The 22467-nt window shown below is 38.2% G+C and carries 20 protein-coding genes; 13 read left to right on the top strand and 7 right to left on the bottom strand.

Going from position 1 to position 22467, the window contains the following annotated elements; all coding sequences use genetic code 11:
• Positions 1-94 precede the first annotated feature (94 nt).
• From FAY30_RS06795 to FAY30_RS06815, 5 genes are read left to right on the top strand one after another with little or no spacing between them, the layout of a single operon-like run.
• Complete coding sequence (locus tag FAY30_RS06795) at positions 95-607, top strand: DUF3189 family protein (RefSeq protein WP_149869152.1); 513 nt, start codon at positions 95-97, stop codon at positions 605-607.
• A gap of 23 nt (positions 608-630) precedes the next feature.
• Positions 631-1437, top strand: a complete 807-nt coding sequence (gene proC / locus FAY30_RS06800) for a pyrroline-5-carboxylate reductase (protein ID WP_149869153.1) — start codon at positions 631-633, stop codon at positions 1435-1437.
• Complete coding sequence (locus FAY30_RS06805; RefSeq protein ID WP_149869154.1) at positions 1427-2461, top strand: HEAT repeat domain-containing protein; 1035 nt, start codon at positions 1427-1429, stop codon at positions 2459-2461. The genes proC and FAY30_RS06805 overlap by 11 nt, the downstream gene beginning before the upstream one ends.
• 3 nt (positions 2462-2464) lie before the next feature.
• Positions 2465-3877: a glycosyltransferase family 2 protein gene (locus tag FAY30_RS06810; RefSeq protein ID WP_149869155.1), complete on the top strand. Its 1413-nt coding sequence runs from the start codon at positions 2465-2467 to the stop codon at positions 3875-3877.
• Positions 3874-7116, top strand: coding sequence for a hypothetical protein (locus tag FAY30_RS06815; protein WP_149869156.1), 3243 nt, complete (start codon positions 3874-3876; stop codon positions 7114-7116). The genes FAY30_RS06810 and FAY30_RS06815 overlap by 4 nt, the downstream gene beginning before the upstream one ends.
• A gap of 96 nt (positions 7117-7212) precedes the next feature.
• Here the strand turns inward: FAY30_RS06815 and FAY30_RS06820 are convergent, their stop codons facing one another.
• Both FAY30_RS06820 and FAY30_RS06825 read right to left on the bottom strand, forming a co-directional pair.
• Positions 7213-8214, bottom strand: a complete 1002-nt coding sequence (locus tag FAY30_RS06820) for an inorganic phosphate transporter (protein ID WP_149869157.1) — start codon at positions 8212-8214, stop codon at positions 7213-7215.
• 11 nt (positions 8215-8225) lie between these two features.
• On the bottom strand, positions 8226-8843 hold the full coding sequence (locus FAY30_RS06825) for a DUF47 domain-containing protein (protein WP_149869158.1): 618 nt from the start codon (positions 8841-8843) through the stop codon (positions 8226-8228).
• A gap of 339 nt (positions 8844-9182) precedes the next feature.
• On the opposite strand from FAY30_RS06825, the gene FAY30_RS06830 reads away from it, so the two are divergent.
• Positions 9183-9437, top strand: coding sequence for a GlsB/YeaQ/YmgE family stress response membrane protein (locus FAY30_RS06830; protein ID WP_149869159.1), 255 nt, complete (start codon positions 9183-9185; stop codon positions 9435-9437).
• Between the two features lie 66 nt (positions 9438-9503).
• Here FAY30_RS06830 and FAY30_RS06835 read toward each other — a convergent pair whose 3' ends face one another.
• On the bottom strand, positions 9504-10427 hold the full coding sequence (locus FAY30_RS06835) for an RluA family pseudouridine synthase (RefSeq protein WP_223820915.1): 924 nt from the start codon (positions 10425-10427) through the stop codon (positions 9504-9506).
• Positions 10428-10538: 111 nt separating this feature from the next.
• Between FAY30_RS06835 and FAY30_RS06840 the strand changes: the two genes are divergently transcribed.
• The 3 genes from FAY30_RS06840 to FAY30_RS06850 all read left to right on the top strand — a co-directional run bounded on the left by FAY30_RS06840 (position 10539) and on the right by FAY30_RS06850 (position 13636).
• The gene (locus FAY30_RS06840) at positions 10539-10925 is read left to right on the top strand and encodes a YhcU family protein (protein WP_149869161.1); all 387 of its coding nucleotides are present in this window, start codon (positions 10539-10541) and stop codon (positions 10923-10925) included.
• Between the two features lie 201 nt (positions 10926-11126).
• On the top strand, positions 11127-12869 hold the full coding sequence (locus FAY30_RS06845) for a phospho-sugar mutase (protein ID WP_149869162.1): 1743 nt from the start codon (positions 11127-11129) through the stop codon (positions 12867-12869).
• A gap of 44 nt (positions 12870-12913) precedes the next feature.
• Positions 12914-13636: an SDR family oxidoreductase gene (locus FAY30_RS06850; RefSeq protein WP_149869163.1), complete on the top strand. Its 723-nt coding sequence runs from the start codon at positions 12914-12916 to the stop codon at positions 13634-13636.
• 96 nt (positions 13637-13732) lie between these two features.
• On the opposite strand, the gene FAY30_RS06855 is transcribed toward FAY30_RS06850, so the two are convergent.
• Complete coding sequence (locus FAY30_RS06855) at positions 13733-13987, bottom strand: YhdB family protein (RefSeq protein ID WP_149869164.1); 255 nt, start codon at positions 13985-13987, stop codon at positions 13733-13735.
• 132 nt (positions 13988-14119) lie between these two features.
• Here FAY30_RS06855 and FAY30_RS06860 point away from each other — a divergent pair, with 132 nt between their 5' ends.
• Entirely contained in the window at positions 14120-15103 is a 984-nt protein-coding gene (locus tag FAY30_RS06860; RefSeq protein ID WP_149869165.1) for a M14 family zinc carboxypeptidase, read from the top strand.
• A gap of 131 nt (positions 15104-15234) precedes the next feature.
• Positions 15235-16650 carry a SpoVR family protein gene (locus FAY30_RS06865; protein ID WP_149869166.1) on the top strand — a complete coding sequence of 472 codons (1416 nt, stop codon included), beginning with the start codon at positions 15235-15237 and terminating at the stop codon, positions 16648-16650.
• Between the two features lie 138 nt (positions 16651-16788).
• Here FAY30_RS06865 and ald read toward each other — a convergent pair whose 3' ends face one another.
• Together ald and FAY30_RS06875 are read right to left on the bottom strand one after the other, a co-directional pair.
• Positions 16789-17922: an alanine dehydrogenase gene (ald, locus tag FAY30_RS06870; protein ID WP_149869167.1), complete on the bottom strand. Its 1134-nt coding sequence runs from the start codon at positions 17920-17922 to the stop codon at positions 16789-16791.
• 127 nt (positions 17923-18049) lie between these two features.
• Complete coding sequence (locus FAY30_RS06875; RefSeq protein WP_149869168.1) at positions 18050-19288, bottom strand: PucR family transcriptional regulator; 1239 nt, start codon at positions 19286-19288, stop codon at positions 18050-18052.
• A 384-nt stretch (positions 19289-19672) separates the two neighbouring features.
• On the opposite strand from FAY30_RS06875, the gene FAY30_RS06880 reads away from it, so the two are divergent.
• Positions 19673-21073, top strand: coding sequence for an amino acid permease (locus FAY30_RS06880; RefSeq protein ID WP_149869169.1), 1401 nt, complete (start codon positions 19673-19675; stop codon positions 21071-21073).
• A 111-nt stretch (positions 21074-21184) separates the two neighbouring features.
• Positions 21185-22003, top strand: coding sequence for a 5'-nucleotidase, lipoprotein e(P4) family (locus FAY30_RS06885; RefSeq protein ID WP_149869170.1), 819 nt, complete (start codon positions 21185-21187; stop codon positions 22001-22003).
• A 96-nt stretch (positions 22004-22099) separates the two neighbouring features.
• Here FAY30_RS06885 and FAY30_RS06890 read toward each other — a convergent pair whose 3' ends face one another.
• Positions 22100-22465: a cytochrome-c oxidase gene (locus FAY30_RS06890; RefSeq protein WP_149869171.1), complete on the bottom strand. Its 366-nt coding sequence runs from the start codon at positions 22463-22465 to the stop codon at positions 22100-22102.
• Positions 22466-22467: the final 2 nt, after the last annotated feature.

A 22467-nucleotide genomic window follows, 5' to 3' on the forward strand; every position in this document is an offset into this window, starting at 1 on the left:
CTTTTATTGTCTTTTGCTGCTCGAGATTATCTTAAGAATTGAAGGAAGGATATACGAACATAATATACTAAGATCTTTAAAAAGGAATGATACTATGATTTATATTTATAATGATTATGGCGGGACACATACTACTTCATTAGCAGCGGCGTATCATTTGAAACAGCTTCCACAATCTGAACGGAAACTTACACGAGAAGAAATATTGAATGTGAAATACTTCAATAAATTAGCAAAAGAAGACTTTGGGAAGTTGATTTTTCACGGAGTTGATGACAAAGGAAATTCTGTTTACACCATCGGACGAAAACGAAATAAATATGTCATTCCAGCATTAAAAGAAATGGTTTTATTACTGCAAGAAAAACATCAGTTCAATGAAAAAATTGTTTTTTCCAATACCTCACCGACTGTTCCATTTGCCATGTCAATGGGGGGATTTTTCTCTAGAGGGTTAAAAATTGATGTGATTGGTGTACCGTTATTAGTGAAAGGTGCCAAACGCTGCTGTGATAATATTTATCGTTTAGTTGAAAATACGAAAGAAATAGGGGGGACAACCTTTGCGGAAAATGTCATTATATTAGAAAATGAAATGTATAAGTAGAAAAGGTAGGGTGTTGAGCAAAAATGAATAAAAAAATAGGTTTTATTGGAGCGGGGAAAATGGCTCAAGCCATGATTGAAGGGATTGTAACATCTAATATGATTCCGAAAGAAAAGATTATGGCAAGTGCTGCAACAGAGGAAACAATTAATAAAATTGATCGGATCCACGGGATTTTTACAACTTTACATAACAAAGATGTTGTTAGGTTTGCAGACATTTTAATCCTGGCGGTGAAACCGGAGCTTTATCTATCGGTCATTGAAGAAATAAAAGAGGATATGAAACAAAGTGCAATCCTTGTTACTATTGCAGCAGGAATTACCTTACTGGATATTGAACAAGCATTTGGCTTTCAAGTAAAGGCTGTCCGGACTATGCCAAATACCCCTTCATTGGTTGGCGAAGGGATGAGTGCAATTTGTGCAAATGATTATCTTAGCGAAGCGGAGATAGCTGAAGTGGAGACTTTATTCAGTTGCTTCGGAAAAACCGAACGTTTGCAGGAAAAATTAATGGATGCCATACCCTCTATAAGCGGTTCCTCTCCGGCATACGTTTACATGTTAATAGAGGCAATGGCTGATGGGGGCGTACGTCAGGGAATACCCAGAGCCAAGGCTTACCGGCTTGCTGCGCAGGCGGTTTTAGGTGCAGCGAAAATGGTTCTTGAGACAGGTGTACATCCGGGAGAACTGAAAGATCATGTTTGCACGCCTGGAGGCGCAACTATAGAGGCAGTGGCAACTCTTGAGGAGAAGCAATTTCGGGGGGCAATTATGGCCGCAATGGAGAGCTGTACTAGGAAGGTAAAACATATTGAAAAATGAGTTATTTAGCCTTTCCGTCTTAACCATTACTATTTTATGTATTTTGGTTATTTTATTAAAATATTTAATCATACGGAAAACACTCGATTTAAGGAATAGAGAAAAAATTGAAAACTATAAAGAAACCTACAATCCTCATATTTATCGCATGTTGACAGAAGGCACCTATTCCAGAAAACTGAAGCCGGAGACTGGCCTTCAGCAGAAGGCATTTGAAGAGCTTCTCAGCCGCTATATCAAAGTAATAGAAGGGGTAGAAGAAAAGGAACGATTATCCGAATTAGCTTCAATGTATTTATCTGATTACTATCGGAAGAGACTGAATAGCATAAAATGGAGTACACGAATGAATACCCTTTATCATATTGAGGATTTCCATATGATTTCATTATTAGATGATGTGTATTCGTTAACGAAAAAGAAGCAGCTTTCCCATGAAGAGCTTGTACATAGTTTGAGAATTTTGGCTTTATTTAAATTTGAATCAATATTGAACTTGCTTACGACTAAATATCGACATCTAACTGAATATGATTACCGTCATATTTTACTCCGTTTACATGAGCATCAATTTGATCAATTAGTTCTTTATTTCCATAAAGCGGAGCTCTCATTACAGAAAGCCGTTCTTGAAGTAATCTCTATTAAAAGAGAGCTAACCTATCTACCGTTCATTGAAAATATTATTTCCAGCTATTTAGGAGAAATCAAGCTAAGGGCTTTAAAAGCAGTTGCGCAAATTGGTTATGTAAAAAATATTGATCCGTATTTAGACCTCCTATATTCTACTAAATGGGAGGAACGACTGGTTGCAGCAAAATTAGTTGGGTCATTAAAGGAAGAAAAAGCTTTGGCAAGATTAATTGAGCTCCTGCATGATCAGGCGTGGTGGGTTCGTTCCCAAGCAGGACAGTCTATTAGCCAATTTGCTAATGGGAAAGATGTTTTACGGAAGGTATTAGAAACATCTAAGGATGCTTTCGCAAAAGATATGGCCTGGGAATGGCTGCATAAAGGGGTTTAAGAGATGCCATTTTTTCAGTGGGGTGACATTGTAACGGCTTTTGCTTCTTTCATTGCGGTTTATATGGTGATTGTTATTTTGTTTTACACAGTTATTTTGGTTATCTCCATGTTTCAGCTCCGAAAGGAATACCAGCTCGATCGGGTTCAAGTCTACGAAGATTACATGGAGGAGGTCTTTACAAAGCCGGTTTCAATAATTGTTCCGGCTTTTAATGAAGAAGCGGGAATTATTCATAGTGTTCGTTCTCTTTTAAGTGTTAATTATCCTGTATTTGAAGTGATTGTTGTAAATGACGGTTCAACGGATCAAACCTTCAATAAAATGATAGACCATTATGATATGAAAGAAATAAAAAAAGTAGTTCGAAAACAAATTCACACAAAACCAATCAAAAAAATTTATCAATCAGCTATTTTCTCACAGCTCTTTCTTATTGATAAGGAGAATGGTGGAAAGGCAGATGCACTAAATGTAGGGCTTAACTTTTCTCATTATCCTTATTTTTGTTCACTCGATGGAGATTCAGTTTTGGAACAGGATGCTTTTTTAAAGGTAATGAAACCGATTATCGATTCGAATGAGGAAGTGATTGCCTCAGGCGGCAGTGTGCGAATTGCGAATGGCTGTCAAATTCAAAATGGACGTATTTTAAAAGTAGGCTTATCAGATAAACCTTTAGTGGTCATGCAAATTATTGAATATTTACGAGCCTTTTTGATGGGAAGAATTGGCCTAAGCAGACATAACCTCTTGTTGATTATCTCCGGTGCCTTTGGTGTTTTTTCAAAGTATTGGGTAGTTGCTGCTGGAGGGTACCGAACCGATACGGTCGGTGAAGATATGGAATTAGTGGTGAGAATGCACCGCCTATTAAAGGAAGAAGGCCAAAAGAAGAAAATTGTCTATGTTCCTGATCCGGTATGTTGGACTGAGGTCCCGGAAGATATGAAGTTTTTAAGAAGACAGAGAAGACGATGGCATCGAGGGCTATTCGAAAGCCTATGGATTCATAAAAAAATTACTTTTAATCCTAAATACGGTTCAATTGGACTCCTCGCATTTCCCTATTTTTGGATTGTTGAATTTCTTGGCCCGATTATCGAATTATCTGGTTACATATTTATGATTCTCTGTTTATTTCTCGGTGGAATTTATATTGAATTTGCTATTTTATTATTTTTATTATCCTGTTTATATGGATCAATTTTTTCGATGGCCGCTGTGCTTCTAGAAGAATGGAGTTTAACCAAGTATCCAAAGGTTTCAGATATCATTAAGCTTTTCTTATACTCTTTAACAGAAACGATATGGTACAGGCCGATGACTGTTCTTTGGCGATGTGAGGGAGTATGGCAAATGTTAAAAGGGGATACAAGCTGGGGAGAAATGAAGAGAAAAGGTGTATCAGAATGAAGAAACAAACCAACTTAATCATCTATGCTTGTTTATTCATCCTATTTTTGACCAGTCCTTTTTGGTTATGGACGTTTCAGCCTTCCAAAAAATTAAACATGCTAATTGTAGATAAAACGGTGCCTACACAAACCTACCGTGAACATAAAGGGCTGGTTTGGGTATTAAACAATGAAAAATACTTTAAAAATGGAACAATCCCTTATTCGGCGAAACAAGATTATAAGGGGTTTGCACCTCAAAAAGGACAGAAATATTCGATTAACCCCTTACCAAAGGATTTAAAACAGTATGATGTCATTTATTTAACCGACCAATATGGTGTATATAAAAAGGATTTTAATAGTAAGAATTCTTCTAGTAAACAGTCAGCTAAAATTTATGGCGGCCTTACATCCCAAGAGGTTAAGCAAATGGAAAAAGCACTTATAGAATCCAAGGAAAAAACGCTGATTGCGGAATTTAATACGTTTGCAAGCCCAACGACAGAGACGGCAAAGGCGGCTATCTCAAATTTACTAAATGTTGAATGGACAGGCTGGATCGGCCGATATTTTTCTGATCTTAACAGTCTTGAGGTACCAGAATGGGTAAAGGAAAAATATCTGGAGCAAAACAAGAAATGGACTTTTAATGGAGAAGGGTTTGTTTTTATAAGCAGAAATAATTACATAGTGGTAATTGGAAAAGAGGATGTGAAGGATGATGGACTTCTATTTCAATTAACAGATAGGGGAAAGAAGCATTTTACACGTGAAATGAAAGGAAAGTACCAGTATTGGTTTGATCTTATCACCCCAAGAGATAAGAATGAAGTTTTGGCATCATATACTCTGCCGGTTTCTGCGGACGCCAAAGAAAAGTTGAAAGGATACGGGATTCCCACACATTTTCCGGCAGTTATTTATCATAAGAATGTGAAATATTCTTCCTATTATTTCTCCGGGGATTATGCTGATGAAGCGGAAGTACCAGAAATTTATCAAACAAAGGGCTTTGATACGTGGAAAAGAACACTAGGTGCAAAGGATTCCTTTTATTGGCAAGCCTATGTACCGCTGATGAAGGATATTTTAAAAAATGGACTGAAGCATGTCAAAACTCAAGAAAAGGTTGAAACAGTTGAAAAAAACGGTATTAAAACAAATAGTAAAACTGGTAATTCTTATATCCAAATTCAAAGGAATGGAAAATGGGAGGACTTTTTAATCAAGGGAGTTAACATGGGGATTGGGAAGCCGGGGTATTTTCCCGGGGAAACAGCAATTACGAAAGAAGAGTATTTCCGCTGGTTCAAGCATATTGGAGCGATGAATGCTAATGCCCTCCGAATTTATACGCTTCACCCGCCGCAGTTTTACGAAGCATTTTATGAATACAATCAAATTGCGAAAAAGCCTTTATATTTGTTTCATGGGACTTGGGTAAATGAAGAAAATTTAATCCGGACACAGGATGCATTTGCCAAAGTGAATGTGGATGATGCAAAGCTGGAAATTAAAAGTATGATTGATATCATCCACGGCAATGCCAATCTTACCAAACGTCCTGGACATGCATCAGGAGTGTATCATTATGATATCTCCAAGTATGTACTTGGGATGATCATTGGAACGGAATGGGATCCGGCGATGGTGAAGAATACGAATGTACAGCATGCAGGAATGCCCCCATTTAAAGGGGATTATTTTAAAACAAAGGATGGCAGTCCGTTTGAGGTTTGGCTTGCCGGCCTGATGGAATATGCTACAGCCTACGAAGCAAAGCAATATAATTGGCAGCATTCATTGAGCTTTACGAATTGGGTAACAACCGATTTGTTGAACCATCCGGCGGAGCTGCTTGAGACTGAGGATATGGTTTCAATTGATCCTAATCATATACAAGCTGCCAGCTCCTTTCAAGCCGGGCTGTTTGCCTCTTATCATATTTACCCATACTACCCTGACTTTCTGAATTACGAGCAAAATTATCTTGATTATGTCGATGCAAATGGTAAGAAAAACAATTATGCGGGTTACCTCCAGGAGCTCCGAGCGGTCCATAACATGCCTGTGTTGGTTGCCGAATTTGGTGTGCCATCATCAAGGGGGTTAACGCATAGAAATCCGTTTGGGATGAACCAAGGTTTTCATTCAGAAAAAGAACAGGGGCAAATTGATCGTCATTTGTACCATTCGATTGTCTCAGAAGGGTATGCAGGAGGGCTTGTTTTTTCGTGGCAGGATGAATGGTTTAAGCGTACTTGGAATACGATGGATTTAGATAATCCTGATCGCCGTCCCTTTTGGGATAATCAGCAAACAAATGAACAGCATTTTGGACTGCTTAGTTTTGAACCCGGCCAAAAATCATCGGGGATACTGGTGGACTGCACCGCAAATGACTGGGATATGGCAGGTGTAAAAATGGGCTATCGATCTCAAAATAATCAGGATCTTATAAAAGAACTTCGAATCACATCTGACAGTGGATATTTATATTTTTTGCTTACCTATAATCGTCCGGTGGAACTGACAAACCAGGCTGTCTACTTATTGCTGGATACAATTGAGAATCAAGGACAAATGACAATCCCCTTAAATGATCAAACAACCATTCAAACGGATTATGGAATTGATTTTTTCATCAAATTGGCAGGGCAAACGGATTCCAGAATAATGGTTGATAGTTATTATGATTCATTCTATTTCATGTATGCGAAACGCTTACACATGATTCCTGAAGTGCCTTATGCATCGCAAAAGAATAATGGCGTGTTTCATCCCATCCGGCTGGCTCTTAATAAAAAACTAACAGACCCCGTCACCAAAACAGCGATCCCCTTTCAGGATTATGAAACAGGACTATTAAGGTTCGGGAATGCCAATCCAGAAAGTGAAACTTTCGATTCATTAACTGATCTAAGTATGAGCAGCGATAAAAAGGTCATTGAGGGTAGAATTCCGTGGCTCCTGATGAATTTTAAGGATCCGAGCTTAAAGGAAGTAATGGATGATTTGTGGAAAAGTGGGTTATCAACTGGAGTGGAAACGAAAGGAATTCAGCTGGCCGTTGTCATGACAGAAGCCGGTAAGGTTCAACAAACATTTCCAAAAACAGTAAATGGTCGGCTCCAAAAGAAAAATGTTTATTTATTTAACTGGAAAAACTGGGATCATCCAATATTCCATGAACGATTAAAGGAATCATATGAAATCATGGCAGAGACATTCCGGACAACCGATTTGAAGGAATAAAGGAAGTATGATAAAAAACAAACCACCAGCCTGTGAACTGGTGGTTTGTCATTATGAAAGAGAAAAACCAGAGAAATGAGTTCCCTGGTTTAGTATTTAAAAGATTAGATTCAAAACAAAATAACAAATGGCTGCTAGTAATGCAGTGATGGGAAGAGTAATAACCCATGTAATCAGCATGCGTTGGGCCGTACCCCACTTGACTCCTTTAAGACGGTGTGCAGATCCAACACCAAGTATTCCGGAAGAAATAACATGTGTTGTACTTACTGGAAGGTGAATTAAGCTTGCTCCGAAAATAATCCCGGCACCTGTTAAATCTGCCGCAACACCATTGATCGGACGGATCTTCATAATTTTTCCGCCAACCGTTTTAATGATTTTCCATCCGCCCACGGAAGTACCTAACCCCATTGCTAATGCACAGGAAAACTGAACCCAAAATGGCACATCTGCATTATGGGGAAGATATTCACTGGCAATTAAAGCCATGGTGATAATCCCCATTGATTTCTGGGCATCGTTTGTTCCGTGTGAATAAGATTGTAATGCAGCAGTAGCGATCTGGATATAACGGAAATTTCGATTTGTTTTTGCTAAATTGAAATTCTTAAATACCACTTTGAAAATACTGTAAACGATGTATCCAACTACAAACGCTAAAATTGGTGAAAGAATAAGGGCTTCAAGAATTTTTATAAATCCGGCGTAGTTAAGTACACCTAAACCTTTAGAAGCAACTGCTGCTCCGGCGATCGATCCGATAAGGGCATGGGAAGAACTGCTCGGAATCCCGAAATACCAGGTAATTAAATTCCATGCAACCGCCGCAATTAAGGCAGCCAGAATTACAACTGATCCGTTGGTAAGATTAAAGGGATCAACAATATCCTTTGAGATTGTTTTGGCAACCCCTGTAAACGTCATCGCACCGACAAAGTTCATGATAGCAGCTAAAAGAATTGCCTGACGCGGTCTTAATGCTTTTGTTGACACTGATGTTGCGATTGCATTTGCCGTATCATGGAAACCATTAATAAAGTCAAATGCAAGGGCACAAATAACAATTAATATCGTTAGTATTAATAGAATGCTCATATATTTGCTCCTTAGGCATTTTTCATGATAATGGTTTCAAGAGTATTTGCGACAGTTTGGCAATAGTCAGCAATATCCTCTAAATTTTCATATATTTCCTTATATTGAATGATCCGGATTGGATCTTTTTCAACTGTAAATAAATTCTTAATAGATTGGCGTAAAATGTTATCACAATTTGATTCGTAATCCTTAATTTTAATGGCATGTTCTCTTATTTGCTGCAGCTTTTTATTTGATAATAGTTCAATTGCTTTTTCGATTTCATGGACACTTCCTTGAATTGCGGCAACAAACTGCTTCATAAAATCATCCGCTTGGGTAATCGAATACATTTCAAATAATGCCGAAGTAGCTTCCAGGCCATCTAAAACATCATCCATGCTCATTGCAAGGTGCAGGATATCTTCCCGTTCAATCGGTGTGATGAAGGCATCATTTAGTTCTTTTATCACTTCATGAACGTAAGAATCTCCCTGTGTTTCATATTCTTTCATTTTCTCTGAAAAAATTTTCAAGTCACTAATGTTTTTTAATTTGTATTCAGTAAAGAAATCTGTTCCTTCATTTAAATTTCCGGAAATTTTACTTAAAAGTGCCGAGAATTTATCCACTTTTTTAAATGCCATTGATTTTACCCCCATTTTTTTCATCCAAAGTTGTGAATCAACTCAATAATTTTATATGAAAAATGTCGAAAAAAGATATAAATCTTAACGAAATTTACAAAAACTTAACATTAGAATTTTCAGAAAACTATTTTTCGTTCCAATTACTGTTTTACTTTGGCCTAGAATAAAGAATTTATGTAAACTTAAAGCTTTTTTTGATATTTTATGCCCGAAAAGGAGTATTAAAAAAAAATAAGGGTACTTTATAGATACAGGCAGCAAGAAAATGCACTTTCCACTACTGCCTGAGGAAATGCTAATGAATGAATGATGAATACTAAAAAGGAGTGTTCTAAAATGAGCTTCATTTGGGCATTAATTGTAGGTGGAATTATAGGCTGGTTAGCAGGTCTTATTGTTGGAAGGAATATACCTGGTGGCATTATTGGTAATATCATTGCTGGTTTTGTTGGCGCATGGCTCGGTACAGCTGTTTTAGGTAATTGGGGGCCGCATGTGGCCGATTTTGCTATTATACCAGCAATCATTGGTGCAGCCGTATTGGTTCTTCTGCTAAGCTTCATCATGCGAGCCTTTAGAAAAGCAGACTAAATCGTGTAAATAAAATCTTGGATGTAAAAAGCCTCCGTTTCGGGAGGCTTTTCCAATGGTCAGAAGTTATATTGAATTAACGTCAATTTTGTTAAAAACACCTAATAGATCGTTAAAAGGCGCATGACATACAATACTTTCTTTCGTCATGGGATGAATAAATTCCAGTTTGGCGGCATGCAGGGCCTGTCTATTGACCACTGGCTGTCCGCCATATAATGTATCTCCAATGATTGGATGCCCGAAATGGCTTAAATGGACCCTAATTTGATGAGTTCTTCCCGTTTCAAGCCAGCATTTTACATATGAGAGCTCCTTCTTTTTATCTTCCATTATCACCTGATAATGGGTTAAGGCATCTTGGCCGGTTGGTGAAACTCTTCTTTTTGTTGCATGGTGCCGGTCCCGGCCAATTGGCTGATGGATTGTTCCTTTTTTTCGCTTGAAACATCCATGGACTGCGGCAATATAGGTCCGTTTGATTTCGCGTCTCTCAAGCATCTTGTCTAAAATAGCTCCTGCCAACGCATGCTTTGTAAATAAAATCGCCCCAGATGTATCCCGGTCTAAGCGGTGAATGTGACGTATATTTCGATATTCTCCTTTGGATTGTAAATAAAAAGCTGCAGCATTAAGTAGTGTATTGCTCTCAGTCAAAGGGTCATTTGGATGCGTATTCATAAATGGCGGTTTATTAATCACTATAACGTGATCATCTTCAAACAGGATGTCAATGTCATGGAAATTTGGGGTAACCGGGAGTGTTTCTTCTTCAAATAGCTTAACTTGCAGCTGAACCCCAGCTGTGAGGGGCAAATTCCAATTAACACGACTGCTTTCTGCCAGAACCTTGTCCTCCATCCGGAATTGATGAATCATCTTTTTAGGGGCTTCCCAAACAGAACGAAATATCTCATCAATCGATTTTCCTTCCCACTCTATAGGGACAATTATGTGAAACCATTCACCTTTACGTACTGTTTTTAACATAATTACTCCTTCTGTCATCCACTAATTACCACCGTAAATTTCCCGGTAGTTATGGTATTCTTATGATATAAAATTCGTCAGAAAAAAGCGATGGCAAAGGTGGGTTTTTAAGTGAAAATAGTGTTTGCCTCGACACCAAGTCAGGAACAAGAAATTAATGGACTGGTGAGGTATATTTATTCTAATATTTTTCCGGTCTATTTTAACGATGAGGATATCTGTGAATTTGAACAGTTAAAGGTGTTGCGATCTTCTGAGGATTATAGCACATTAAAAGATGCATTTCAGGTGATGACCTGTATGCAAACATTAATATCGATTCTTGAGTCTGCACAACTGGATGATCAGTACGAAGCAGTATTTAACAAAAATGCTGCCACACTGAAGGAATTTGGGGTGTTTTTTCCGTTTCAATTTGAACAATTTGCAGAGGCAAAAAGGTTGAAAAACACAATTCTCAGTGTATACACAAAGGCAGATAATGAACTGATAATATAGGAAAAAAGGAAAGCCTGTTTTTTTTCAGGCTTTTTTCTATTTTTTACTCTTAAAGGATGGAAATATATTGTATGATAGAATGTGATTGTATTCACTTACATTCTGCAGAAATTGTCGGCTTTTTTCGCGTGATTTTAGCAGGAGTAACTATTTAGAACTTAGAAACAATACATAGTAGACAGAAATTGGAGGGGACACCTTATGGATTGGAAGTTAATTGCAAAAAGTTGGATTGATTTCGATGGACTGGATTTGGAATTAAAAGAACAATTATCGGAATTAATGAGGGATGAGAAGCACCTAGAAGAGTCCTTTTACAAAAATTTAGAGTTTGGTACAGGCGGAATGCGTGGAGAAATTGGTGTTGGAACAAACAGAATGAATATCTACACCGTTCGTAAAGCTTCGGCAGGTCTGGCTGCTTACATAGAACAATATGGCAAGGAAGCGAAAGATCGTGGTGTTGTCATTGCCTATGATTCACGTCATAAATCTCCCGAATTCGCATTGGAGGCTGCTAAAACTCTTGCGACGAAGGGGATTCAAACATATGTCTTTGATGAACTTAGACCAACACCGGAACTCTCTTTTGCCTTAAGGCACCTAAACGCCTTTTCCGGAATTGTCGTGACCGCAAGTCATAATCCGCCGGAATATAACGGGTATAAGGTATATGGTTCAGATGGCGGTCAACTTCCTCCTGAGGCTGCGGATTTGGTTATTTCAAAAGTAAACGAAATTGAAAATGAATTATTAATTGAGGTCGACAGTGAAGAACATTTAAGGGAATTAGGGTTAATTAAAACCATTGGATCAGAAATTGACCAAGTTTATATTGAAAATCTAAAAACTATTTCAGTAAATCCCGGTCTTGCGGCTAAAACGGATATTAACATTGTTTTTACACCGCTGCATGGAACGGCCAATAAACCCGTTCGGGCGGCACTTGCTGCATTAGGGTACCAAAATGTAACGGTGGTAAAGGAACAGGAACAGCCGGATCCGGAATTTTCTACTGTGAAGAGTCCAAATCCGGAAGAGCATGCTGCCTTTGAACTAGCCATACGCGATGGTAAAAAAGTGGGAGCTGACATTTTAATTGCAACAGACCCAGATGCCGATCGCTTAGGAATTGCTGTTTTAAATCATGAAGGTGAATATGTTGTTCTTACAGGCAACCAAACTGGTGCTTTATTACTTGATTATCTCCTATCTCAGAAAAAGGAGAAAGGCATACTGCCGCAAAATGGAGTTGTATTAAAAACAATCGTAACATCTGAATTAGGGCGGAAAATTGCTTCAGCTTTCCAATTAGAAACGATTGATGTATTAACCGGATTTAAGTTTATTGCTGAAAAAATTAAGCAATATGAAGAATCAGGTGAGCGGACTTTCCTATTTGGTTATGAAGAGTCCTACGGTTATTTAATTGGCGACTTTGCCCGTGATAAAGATGCAGTGCAAGCGGCTTTATTAGCGGCAGAAGTCTGCGCATATTATAAAAAACAGGGCATGACCCTTTATGATGGAATGCTGCAAGTATTTGAAAAGTATGGTTTTTACCAAGAAGGTCTTCGTTCCTTAACATTAAAAGGCAAAGAAGGAGCGGAAATGATTCAGCTTCTTTTGGCCTCTTTTAGAAATGAGCCGTTGGTAAAGCTTGGGGAAGTAAAAACGACTGCAACAGAAGATTATTTAACAAGAATTCGGGTAACACAAAACGGGGAAGAAAAAATTGAGTTACCAAAATCAAATGTCTTAAAATATATTTTTGAAGATGGCTCATGGGTTTGTTTAAGACCATCGGGAACGGAACCAAAAGTAAAATTCTACTTTGGGGTTAATAGTGAAAGTCTTGCAAAAAGTAAAGAGAAGCTTGTATCTATTGAAAAGGCCTTTATGGGGCTCGTTGATCAGAAAGTGAAAATGGTTCAGGAAAAATAGCCTTGAAAACATATTAGTATGTCATCACGAAGGAGCGGAAGAATATGTTAAATGAACAAACTGCTATAGTCACGGGCGCATCTCGTGGTATTGGGAGAGAAATCGCCATTAAACTGGCTGAACAAGGAATGAAAGTAACAATCGTAGGCAGTTCATCACAAGTATCAGAAACGGCAGATGAATTAAAGAAGATGGGATACGCTAATATTCTCCCTGTTCAAGCAGACGTTTCGAAAGAAGAGGACATGCAGGAAGTCGTTAAGAAAACGATTGAAGCATACGGTAAAGTCGATGTTCTTGTAAATAATGCAGGTGTCGGTTTCTTTAAATTAACAGAAGACGTCACGGTAGAAGAGTGGAGAAAGGTATTTGAGGTGAATGTCCAAGGGGTGTTCTTGGCTACGAAGGCCGTCCTTCCACATATGAAGGAGCGGAAGACAGGAACGATTATTACCATTTCCTCCGATGTTGCCCGTTATACGATTCCGAATGGTGCTGCGTATACCGCCACTAAATATGCGGTTCAAGGTTTTTCCGGCTCAGTCGCCCAGGAGGTACGTGAATATGGAATTCGCGTCGGCACGATCAATCCTGGCATGGTCGATACGTATTTTGCCGAATCAACTCAAGGCTTACCGGAGAAAAAGGATTGGCTGAAGGTCGAGGACATCGCAAATGCAGTTGTATATATGGCATCGGCACCAAAGCATATGCTGATCGATGAAATCGTCTTACATCCCTTCGTACAACAATATCCTATTGCATAAGAAAAACGGCTTCCAATCTGGAAGCCGTTTTTTGGTGGAATTCTTTGGCCCGGTTGGTAAAATATTTCTCAACAAAATCGGTATCTGCTTGTATTTTCAGGAAAGACTATACATCGGTATCCCATTTTCATCAGGTTCAACAGTTTCGTTAGCATGGTCGATGTAACGAAGAAGATTATATAGTTTCGCTTCAAGTACTGTGTAGTCCTTTTCAAAATTGTAGGCATGCAGGAATTGTTCAATCTTTTTAGATAAAAATTGGTCTTTCGTTCTTACCATTAAGATCAGTAAGTTATCCCATTCCGACCGGTGCGTATAGTATAACGCCCTGTCATAATCCAATTTATTCATTTGTTTTCTCTCCTCCTTATTTAGGAGTTGTGATTATTGTATGACATTCTGAAGATAACTTTCACAGAAAATGTTGGGCACCTTGCTACTACGCTGTTTTCAACATTTACCTGTATAAAAAGTGGTGGTAGGATGGCTAAATATTGTTGGGTGCTTTTGATTTTAATTCTTTTATTTGAAACAACTGCGGAAGCAAACATAGTAAAAACGGATAAACCCTATTCACAGGTGCAGCTTGAACATGACCTAAAAATAATTCAGCGAAAATATAATGACCAAATTGAATTGAAATCGATTGGAACCACGCACTTTGGAAAACCGATATGGGCTGTAAAACTGGGAAGAGGGGAACAGAATATTGTCTTGATTGGGTCACACCATGGACGTGAATGGCTGACCAGCATACTTTTAATGAAGATGCTTGAGACTTATGCCGAGGCCTATCAACAGGAGAAAATGTTCGGATCTAAAAATACCTCTATCCTTAATGATGTGTCAATTTGGTTTGTGCCGATGTTAAATCCTGACGGAGTCGCCATCCAACAAAATAACCTTACATATTTTCCTGTCAATCATCAAAAACGACTTTTGAGCATGAATGAAGGATTGGCCAATTTTGAAAGGTGGAAGGCAAATGGGCTTGGTATAGACTTAAACAGGCAATACCCAGCCGGCTGGGAGGGGCTTAATCAGGAACCAAGCGAACCTTATTATCAATTTTTTAAAGGAAAAAAACCCCTGGAAGCTAAAGAGGTAATAGCTTTAACACAATTTATTAAAGAAATTAACCCCTCTATTGCTGTCGCTTATCATACAGCTGGAAGAGAGATTTTTTGGAATTATAAAAATGGCAAACATCTGAGCCGTGATTATAAAGTTGCTAAAAAGATTGCAAAATTAACCGGATATAGATTAGCGAAACCTGATCCGGATGCAGTAGGTGGAGGATTTACCGATTGGTTTATCACGACATATCGCAGACCGGCGATGACGATTGAATTGAGCTATCTTGTTGGCGAAACAAGCCCGCCATTGATCATTTTTAAAAAAGAATGGATCCGAAATCAATATGTTGGGCTTAAGCTGGCAGAAGAGGCCAAGAAATTGGCTGAATAAGTTGATAATGCAGCATCCCAAGGGGAAGATAATCGTATCACCGAAGGATTGGTTACTGTTTTTTTGCTTCTTCCTCATCATTCCCGCGTTTCCTTCATACATTGTGGTAAGAGGAAAAGGGGGAGTGGTGAATGAATGTAGAAGGGCGCAAGCAGCTTGAATATGCCATTAACGAAATTACTGAGATCGCAAGCGGCTTTGGTTTGGATTTTTATCCGATGCGATACGAAATCTGTCCTGCTGAAATAATTTATACCTTTGGTGCATATGGAATGCCAACACGATTTTCCCATTGGAGCTTCGGGAAGCAGTTTCATAAGATGAAATTGCACTATGATCTGGGACTTAGTAAAATATATGAACTTGTCATTAACTCAAATCCATGTTACGCTTTCTTGCTCGATTCCAATACCCTTATTCAAAATAAACTAATCGTTGCTCATGTCCTGGCCCATTGTGATTTCTTTAAAAATAATGTCCGCTTTCAAAATACAAAGCGGGATATGGTTGAAAGTATGGCAGCGACTGCAGATCGGATACACCAATATGAAATCCAATATGGAAAAAGGGAAGTAGAAACTTTCCTAGATGCTGTGTTAGCTATTGATGAACATATTGACCCATCGCTTATGAGGCCGAAGCTTTCTTGGTCCATCGGTGATGATGAAGAGGATGAAAATGAAGAACATCATGTGATAACGCCATATGATGACCTTTGGAAACTGGACGAAAAAGACAAAAAGAAAAGCGATCAGCCGAGGAAGAAGAAATTTCCGCCAAGGCCTGAAAAGGACTTATTACTATTTATCGAAACTTACAGCAGGGAACTGGAGGATTGGCAACGGGATATTTTAACCATGATGCGCGAAGAAATGCTTTATTTTTGGCCACAGCTGGAAACAAAGATTATGAATGAAGGCTGGGCCTCCTATTGGCATCAACGCATTTTACGGGAAATGGATTTGACAAGCGGTGAATCAATCGAATTTGCTAAATTGAATGCCGGGGTCGTGCAGCCATCGAAAACAGGTATTAACCCATATTATCTTGGCATAAAAATCTTTGAAGATATTGAAGAACGATATAACAACCCAACCGATGAAATGAAGCGCCGAGGCGTCGAGCCAGGTTCCGGCAGGGAGAAAATGTTTGAAGTACGGGAAGTCGAATCGGATATCTCCTTTCTTCGAAATTACTTAAATAAGGATCTTGTCATGAGAGAAGATATGTATCTTTTTCAAAAACAGGGACGGGATTATAAAATTGTAGATAAAGAATGGGAGCATATCCGTGATCAGCTTGTTAATATGCGGGTAAACGGCGGATTCCCGTATATCACAGTCAATGACGGAGACTATTTAAAAAATGGAGAACTCTACTTAAAACACTGGTATGAGGGTGTTGAGCTGGATGTTAAATATCTTGAAAAAGTTCTACCCTATATTCAACAGTTGTGGGGCAGACCGGTTCATATTGAAACGATGATCGAAGAAAGAAAAATGCTGTTTTCATATGACGGAAAGGGCCTTCATAGAAAGTATTTATAAAGAAAACTCGCAGATTGGCGAGCCCGTCAGGACGAAGACAGAGGCGTAGTTGCACTTATACCGGATGGGAAAGTAATATTTTCCAACGCTAAAAAAAGAGGATGTTTCCTTTTGGAAACATCCTCTTTAAGCTGTTGATTAAAGGGCAGCAAGTTCTTTTTCTAAAGCGTTTTCTACTGATACATACTCATAACCAAGATCTTTTGCAACCGCTTCGTAAGTGATTTCCCCATTAGCAACGTTCACGCCAAGTTTTAAAGCAGCATTTTCAGAAATAGCTTTAAACACGCCTTTATTGGCAATTTGTAATGCATATGGAACAGTAACATTTGTCAGTGCCATTGTTGAAGTTCTTGGAACTGCACCTGGCATGTTTGCTACTGAATAATGTACAACACCATGTTTTACAAATGTAGGGTTGTCATGTGTAGTAACGTGGTCAGAAGTTTCAACCACTCCACCTTGGTCAATCGCAACATCGACAATAACAGAACCAGGCTTCATTGATTTAACCATTTCCTCTGAAACAAGCTTAGGAGCCTTTGCACCAGGGATTAATACAGCACCGATTAAAAGGTCTGCTTCTGCTGTTGCTTCTGCAATGTTGAATGGGTTAGACATTAATGTTTTGATTTGATTTCCAAAAATATCATCAAGTTGGCGCAAACGGTCAGCACTTAGATCAATGATTGTCACATCAGCACCTAAACCAACTGCCATTTTAGCAGCATTCGTACCAACAATTCCACCACCGATAATGGTAACCTTGCCGCGGTTTACTCCTGGTACACCAGCAAGCAGAATTCCTTGACCGCCATTATTCTTTTGTAAGAATTGTGCGCCAATTTGCGCAGCCATCCGGCCAGCCACTTCACTCATTGGCGTAAGAAGTGGGAGAGTTCTGTTTACCGCAACTGTTTCATAAGCAATTGCAATCACACCTTTCTCTTTCAGCGCTTGTGCCAGCTCAGGCTCAGCTGCAAGGTGTAAATAGGTAAATAAAATTAATCCTGGACGGAAGTATTGATACTCACTTGAAAGTGGTTCTTTAACCTTCATAATCATTTCTGCTTTAGACCACACAAGGTTAGCGCTTTCAAGAATCTCCGCGCCAGCTTTTGAATAATCTTCATTAGTGAAACCGCTTCCAATACCGGCCTCTGTTTCAACTAAAACTGTATGACCCGCTTTTACTAATGAAACGACTCCAGCTGGAGTAAGTGCTACACGATTTTCATTGTTTTTAATTTCTTTAGGTACACCAATAAACATATCCCTAATTCCTCCCCAAACCTTTGTAATGTTTTGCTATGGCTAAAGTATAAAATGCCTGCCACAGAATTTCTTTGTTAAGAACGGAGAAATTTTTTTATAGTTTTTGGGGATTTTCACAAAATGTTCAAATCCCCTGATATTTTTCCAGCTTTAAATCAAGATATAACATCATTTTTTGATTCGGATCTTTAAAATTAACATCCCCAATTTCTGAAATCCGCTTTAACCGGTAATTTAATGTGTTGGCATGAACATTTAATTCTTTAGCAGCGTCATTAATATTGTTATCCAGATTTAAAAATACCTCTAAGGTTTCAACTAGATTACTATTATGCTTTTGGTCATAAGAATGGAGTTTCTTTAACGAGAAATTTTCATATTCTTCCTTTTGTCGTTTCTCAAGAATAATCTCAAACAGTTGGTAGATCCCTAGTTTTTGGTAATTGGAAATCTCTTTTGTTTCTAATGGGAATTTCTCTTTAATCGACAATACCGCCAATGTTTCTTTATATGCTTTATCAATTATTTGATAATCCTTATAAATACTGCTATATACGGGAATGATATCGGTTATTCCGTACCGCTCATTCATTTTACTAACAAATGTCTGCGCAAAATGGTCAAGGTCTTGAAAGGTGTCATCTGTATTGGCCGCTGATATTAATAGAATCAGTTGATTGCAGTCAATTGTATAAAGCATTATTTTCAGACGTTGGCTTGTTTTTAACAAATAGGATATGGACTGCTCCTCTTTACTGGTGATATTTTGCTGAAATTGAAATACTGCTACTGCAAAAGAGGAGGCCGGCGGGATCTGCAATGATTGAAAGTTGTCGATTATTTCCTTTTCATCCTTCATGTGTCCCGTTAAAAGTTTCCAGAAGAATTCTTGTGAGTGTTCTTCCTTCTTATTTTTCCTCGTTTGCAGCTGCAACAATTTATTTTTAACAGCATCTGCCGCTTTTTTTAGTAAATCAAAATCTTCATCCGTCAATCTTTTATCAATTTCGATTGCCCAAATAAATCCCAGTACCTCATCCTGTTTCCAAATGGAAATCGCCACTCGATGGTTTAGACCAATATCGTTCATATTTTTCACGCGAATCGGTTCCCGTGCCTTTAAAAGTGCTGGAATGGTTCCTTCTTTCCATAATTGATTGATGACCTTTTCCGGCACCCTTCGTCCGATAATTGTCGAAATTCTCGCTGGATCGGTACGTTCATCATGTGTACTGTAAGCAAGAAGACGGTGGTTGGCATCCTCAATCGTAATCGGGCATTTTAATACCTGACTAATGAGATCTGCGAATTCATCTAAACTTTCAAAAGCTGTTTTAAAGGGGTCTGGTTGTTTAGCATTCAAAATGATAACCTCCACAATCTATATAAAACTATTTTAGTTTATTTTTGAGAAAAATTAAATTTATAAGGTTTGTCTTTGTTTAATTTTACAAAAAAAAAATAATAATTTCTCGTTTTTTAACAAAAAAAGATTGTTCACAATAATGTTAAAATAATTTCATGTAAAGTTCAAAAAAGGAATAAGTTGAACTATTCTAATTTGAAAGCGCTCACAACAAGAGGAGGAAGGTGAAAAATACTTTTAAGTGTTGTATTATTGAAAGTATTATTTTTATCTTAAGAAAGCTTTAATAATATTTTCCCTTATTTTATAGGAGAAAATAGTGGTTACGAACAAATGTCTGGATGGGAAATGAACTTATTAATCAAAGGGGGAGATTAATATATGGGTAACAACACTAAAGGGGAAACACTTCATCGTGGTTTAGAAGAAAGACATATTGCTTTAATGTCATTAGGGGCTTGCATTGGGGTTGGATTATTTCTTGGTTCTGCAACTACCATTAAGATGGCCGGTCCTGGTATCTTAGTGGGATATGCAGTTGCAGGTCTAATCATGTTTTTTATTATGAGAGCTCTTGGGGAGATGGCTATTCAAAAACCCGTAGCTGGTTCTTTTAGTGCATATGCTCGTGATTATTTAGGTCCGCTTGCAGGATTTATTACGGGATGGAATTATTGGTTTTTATGGATTGTCACATGTATGGCTGAAATTACTGCGATTGGAATCTATATGGAATATTGGTTTCCAACCGTTCCACGTTGGATTTGGGCACTTGCAGCATTAGTCATTATGGCAACAATCAATTTCCTTGCAGTAAAAGCATATGGCGAATTAGAATTTTGGTTTGCCCTCATTAAAATCGTTACGATTCTAGCTATGATTGCTGTTGGAGCGGCGATGATCTTCTTTGGTTTTGGTAATGGCGGTATTGCAACTGGGATTTCTAACTTATGGGAACATGGCGGGATCTTCCCTAACGGAATGAAAGGTGTATTATTATCCCTACAAATGGTTATGTTTGCCTATCTTGGGCTTGAAATGATTGGAGTTACAGCGGGTGAGGTCAAAAACCCGGAAAAATCTCTTTCACGAGCGATTGATACCGTTTTTTGGCGTATTCTTATCTTTTATGTTGGGGCATTATTTGTCATTATGTCCATCTACCCTTGGGAAGAAATTGGTACAAAGGGAAGCCCGTTTGTTTTAACATTCGAACAAATTGGGATTAAGGGTGCTGCTGGAATTATTAACTTTGTTGTTTTAACTGCAGCACTATCTTCATGTAATAGCGGCATTTTTAGTACGGCACGTATGTTATTTAACTTAGCAGGGCATGGAGAGGCACCACGAGAATTTGGAAAAGTAACAAAAAGTGGTGTTCCTGGAAAAGCTGTTTTAGCTTCTTCAGTCGTTCTATTAGTCGGCGTTGTATTAAATTACATTGTTCCTGAAAAGGTATTTACATGGTTATCAAGTATTGCAACCTTTGGTGCAATTTGGACTTGGGGAGTTATCCTTTTATCTCAGATTAAATATCGAAAGGGCTTAAATTCTTCTGAGGTTAAGGTATTGAAATATAAGCTTCCGCTATATCCTTTTTCATCTTACTTAGCACTTGCATTTTTAGCATTTGTTATTGGTATCATGGGTTATAGTCCTGATACCAGAATTGCCGTTATTATTGGTCCAATCTTCTTGCTTTTATTAGTTGCAGTATATTATCTGAAAGGATTTCATAAGCGAGAAGCAGAACAGCCTAACAAAATTAAACAAGTCGGCTAACGTAAGAGGGACCCAGCGATGGGTCTCTTTTTACATTAATCCCCGATAATTGCTTAGATTTTATTTTTCTCCGTATACTAAGAAAAATAACAGGTCAGGAGGTCTCTTTAGATGAAAAAAATAATGACTTTGATTGCAGCATCTGTTTTATCATGTACAATTTCGGGCATCAGTGCATGTGCACAAACGTTGACAAGCCAGACTAATGCTTTAGCGGAACAAAATACGATGTCTGTTCTCTGGTTTCAAAAAGCCGGAGAAGCAAAGGCTTTATATTATCAGGGCTATAACATTGGGAAGATGAGATTAGATGAGATATTAAGGAATCGAGATCAGCAAACAGCCTTAAAACCGGCGATTATTCTTGATTTAGATGAGACCGTTATCGATAATAGTCCGTTATTTGCGGGGAAAATTGTTTCGCGGGAAAATTACCCGTTAAATTGGAGTAAGTGGGTTGATCGTGCTGAGGCAAAAGCACTTCCAGGAGCCATTGAATTTTTAAAATATGCCGATTCTAAAGGTGTGGCTATTTACTACATAACCAACAGAAAAGAAGAAAAAAAAGCGGTAACATTAAGAAACTTGCAGGCCCTAGGTGTGCCGCAAGCCAATGCGAATCAGCTTTTTATGAAGCAAAAGGGTGAACAAGGAAAAGAAATGAGACGTATGCAGGTTGCTAAAACACATGAAATTATTCTATTATTTGGCGATAATTTAGGTGATTTTAGTGGATTTGACCGATTAGCAGTATCTGATAGGGTGGAAGCAGTCGATAAACAAAAAGATGAATTTGGAAGAAAGCTTATAGTGTTTCCTAATCCAATGTATGGTGACTGGGAAGCGGCTATTTATCATTATGACTCCAGAAAATCGGCTGAAGAAAGATTGAAACTCAGGAAAGAAGGATTAGAGCCATTCCTGCCATAGATGAGCTGAAAAAGACACCGAAATCGGTGTCTTTTCAAATCAGTAACCAATTAGAAACTTTCATATGATAGAAGAAAAATGATAATAAATCCGGATTTAGTTTTTCACATTTTTAAGGATGTTGATTGCATAAACAATAATTCCCAACACCATTAGTGTTCCGCCAGTGGCAACAGCCGGGCCAGCTTGTTCTGTCCCTGATACAAGGAGTGCTAGACCAATCATCATGATTGGCAATGAGATATTATGCAGCCAGAAATGAACCTTTGCGAGAGTAGTTTCGGCTGCTTTTGGAAAACCAAGATAAATAAGTCCGGCAAGTGCCATTGACATCCATCCTAATAAATTTATATGGACATGAACAGGAGTGAAGGTGAACTTTTCTGTCATTGACATATACATACCAATGCAGACCCCAATGACAAAATACACAACAGAAATTTTAATAAACTTAACTGCCATAC

Source organism: Bacillus sp. S3, from assembly GCF_005154805.1.
Classification (GTDB): domain Bacteria; phylum Bacillota; class Bacilli; order Bacillales; family Cytobacillaceae; genus Neobacillus.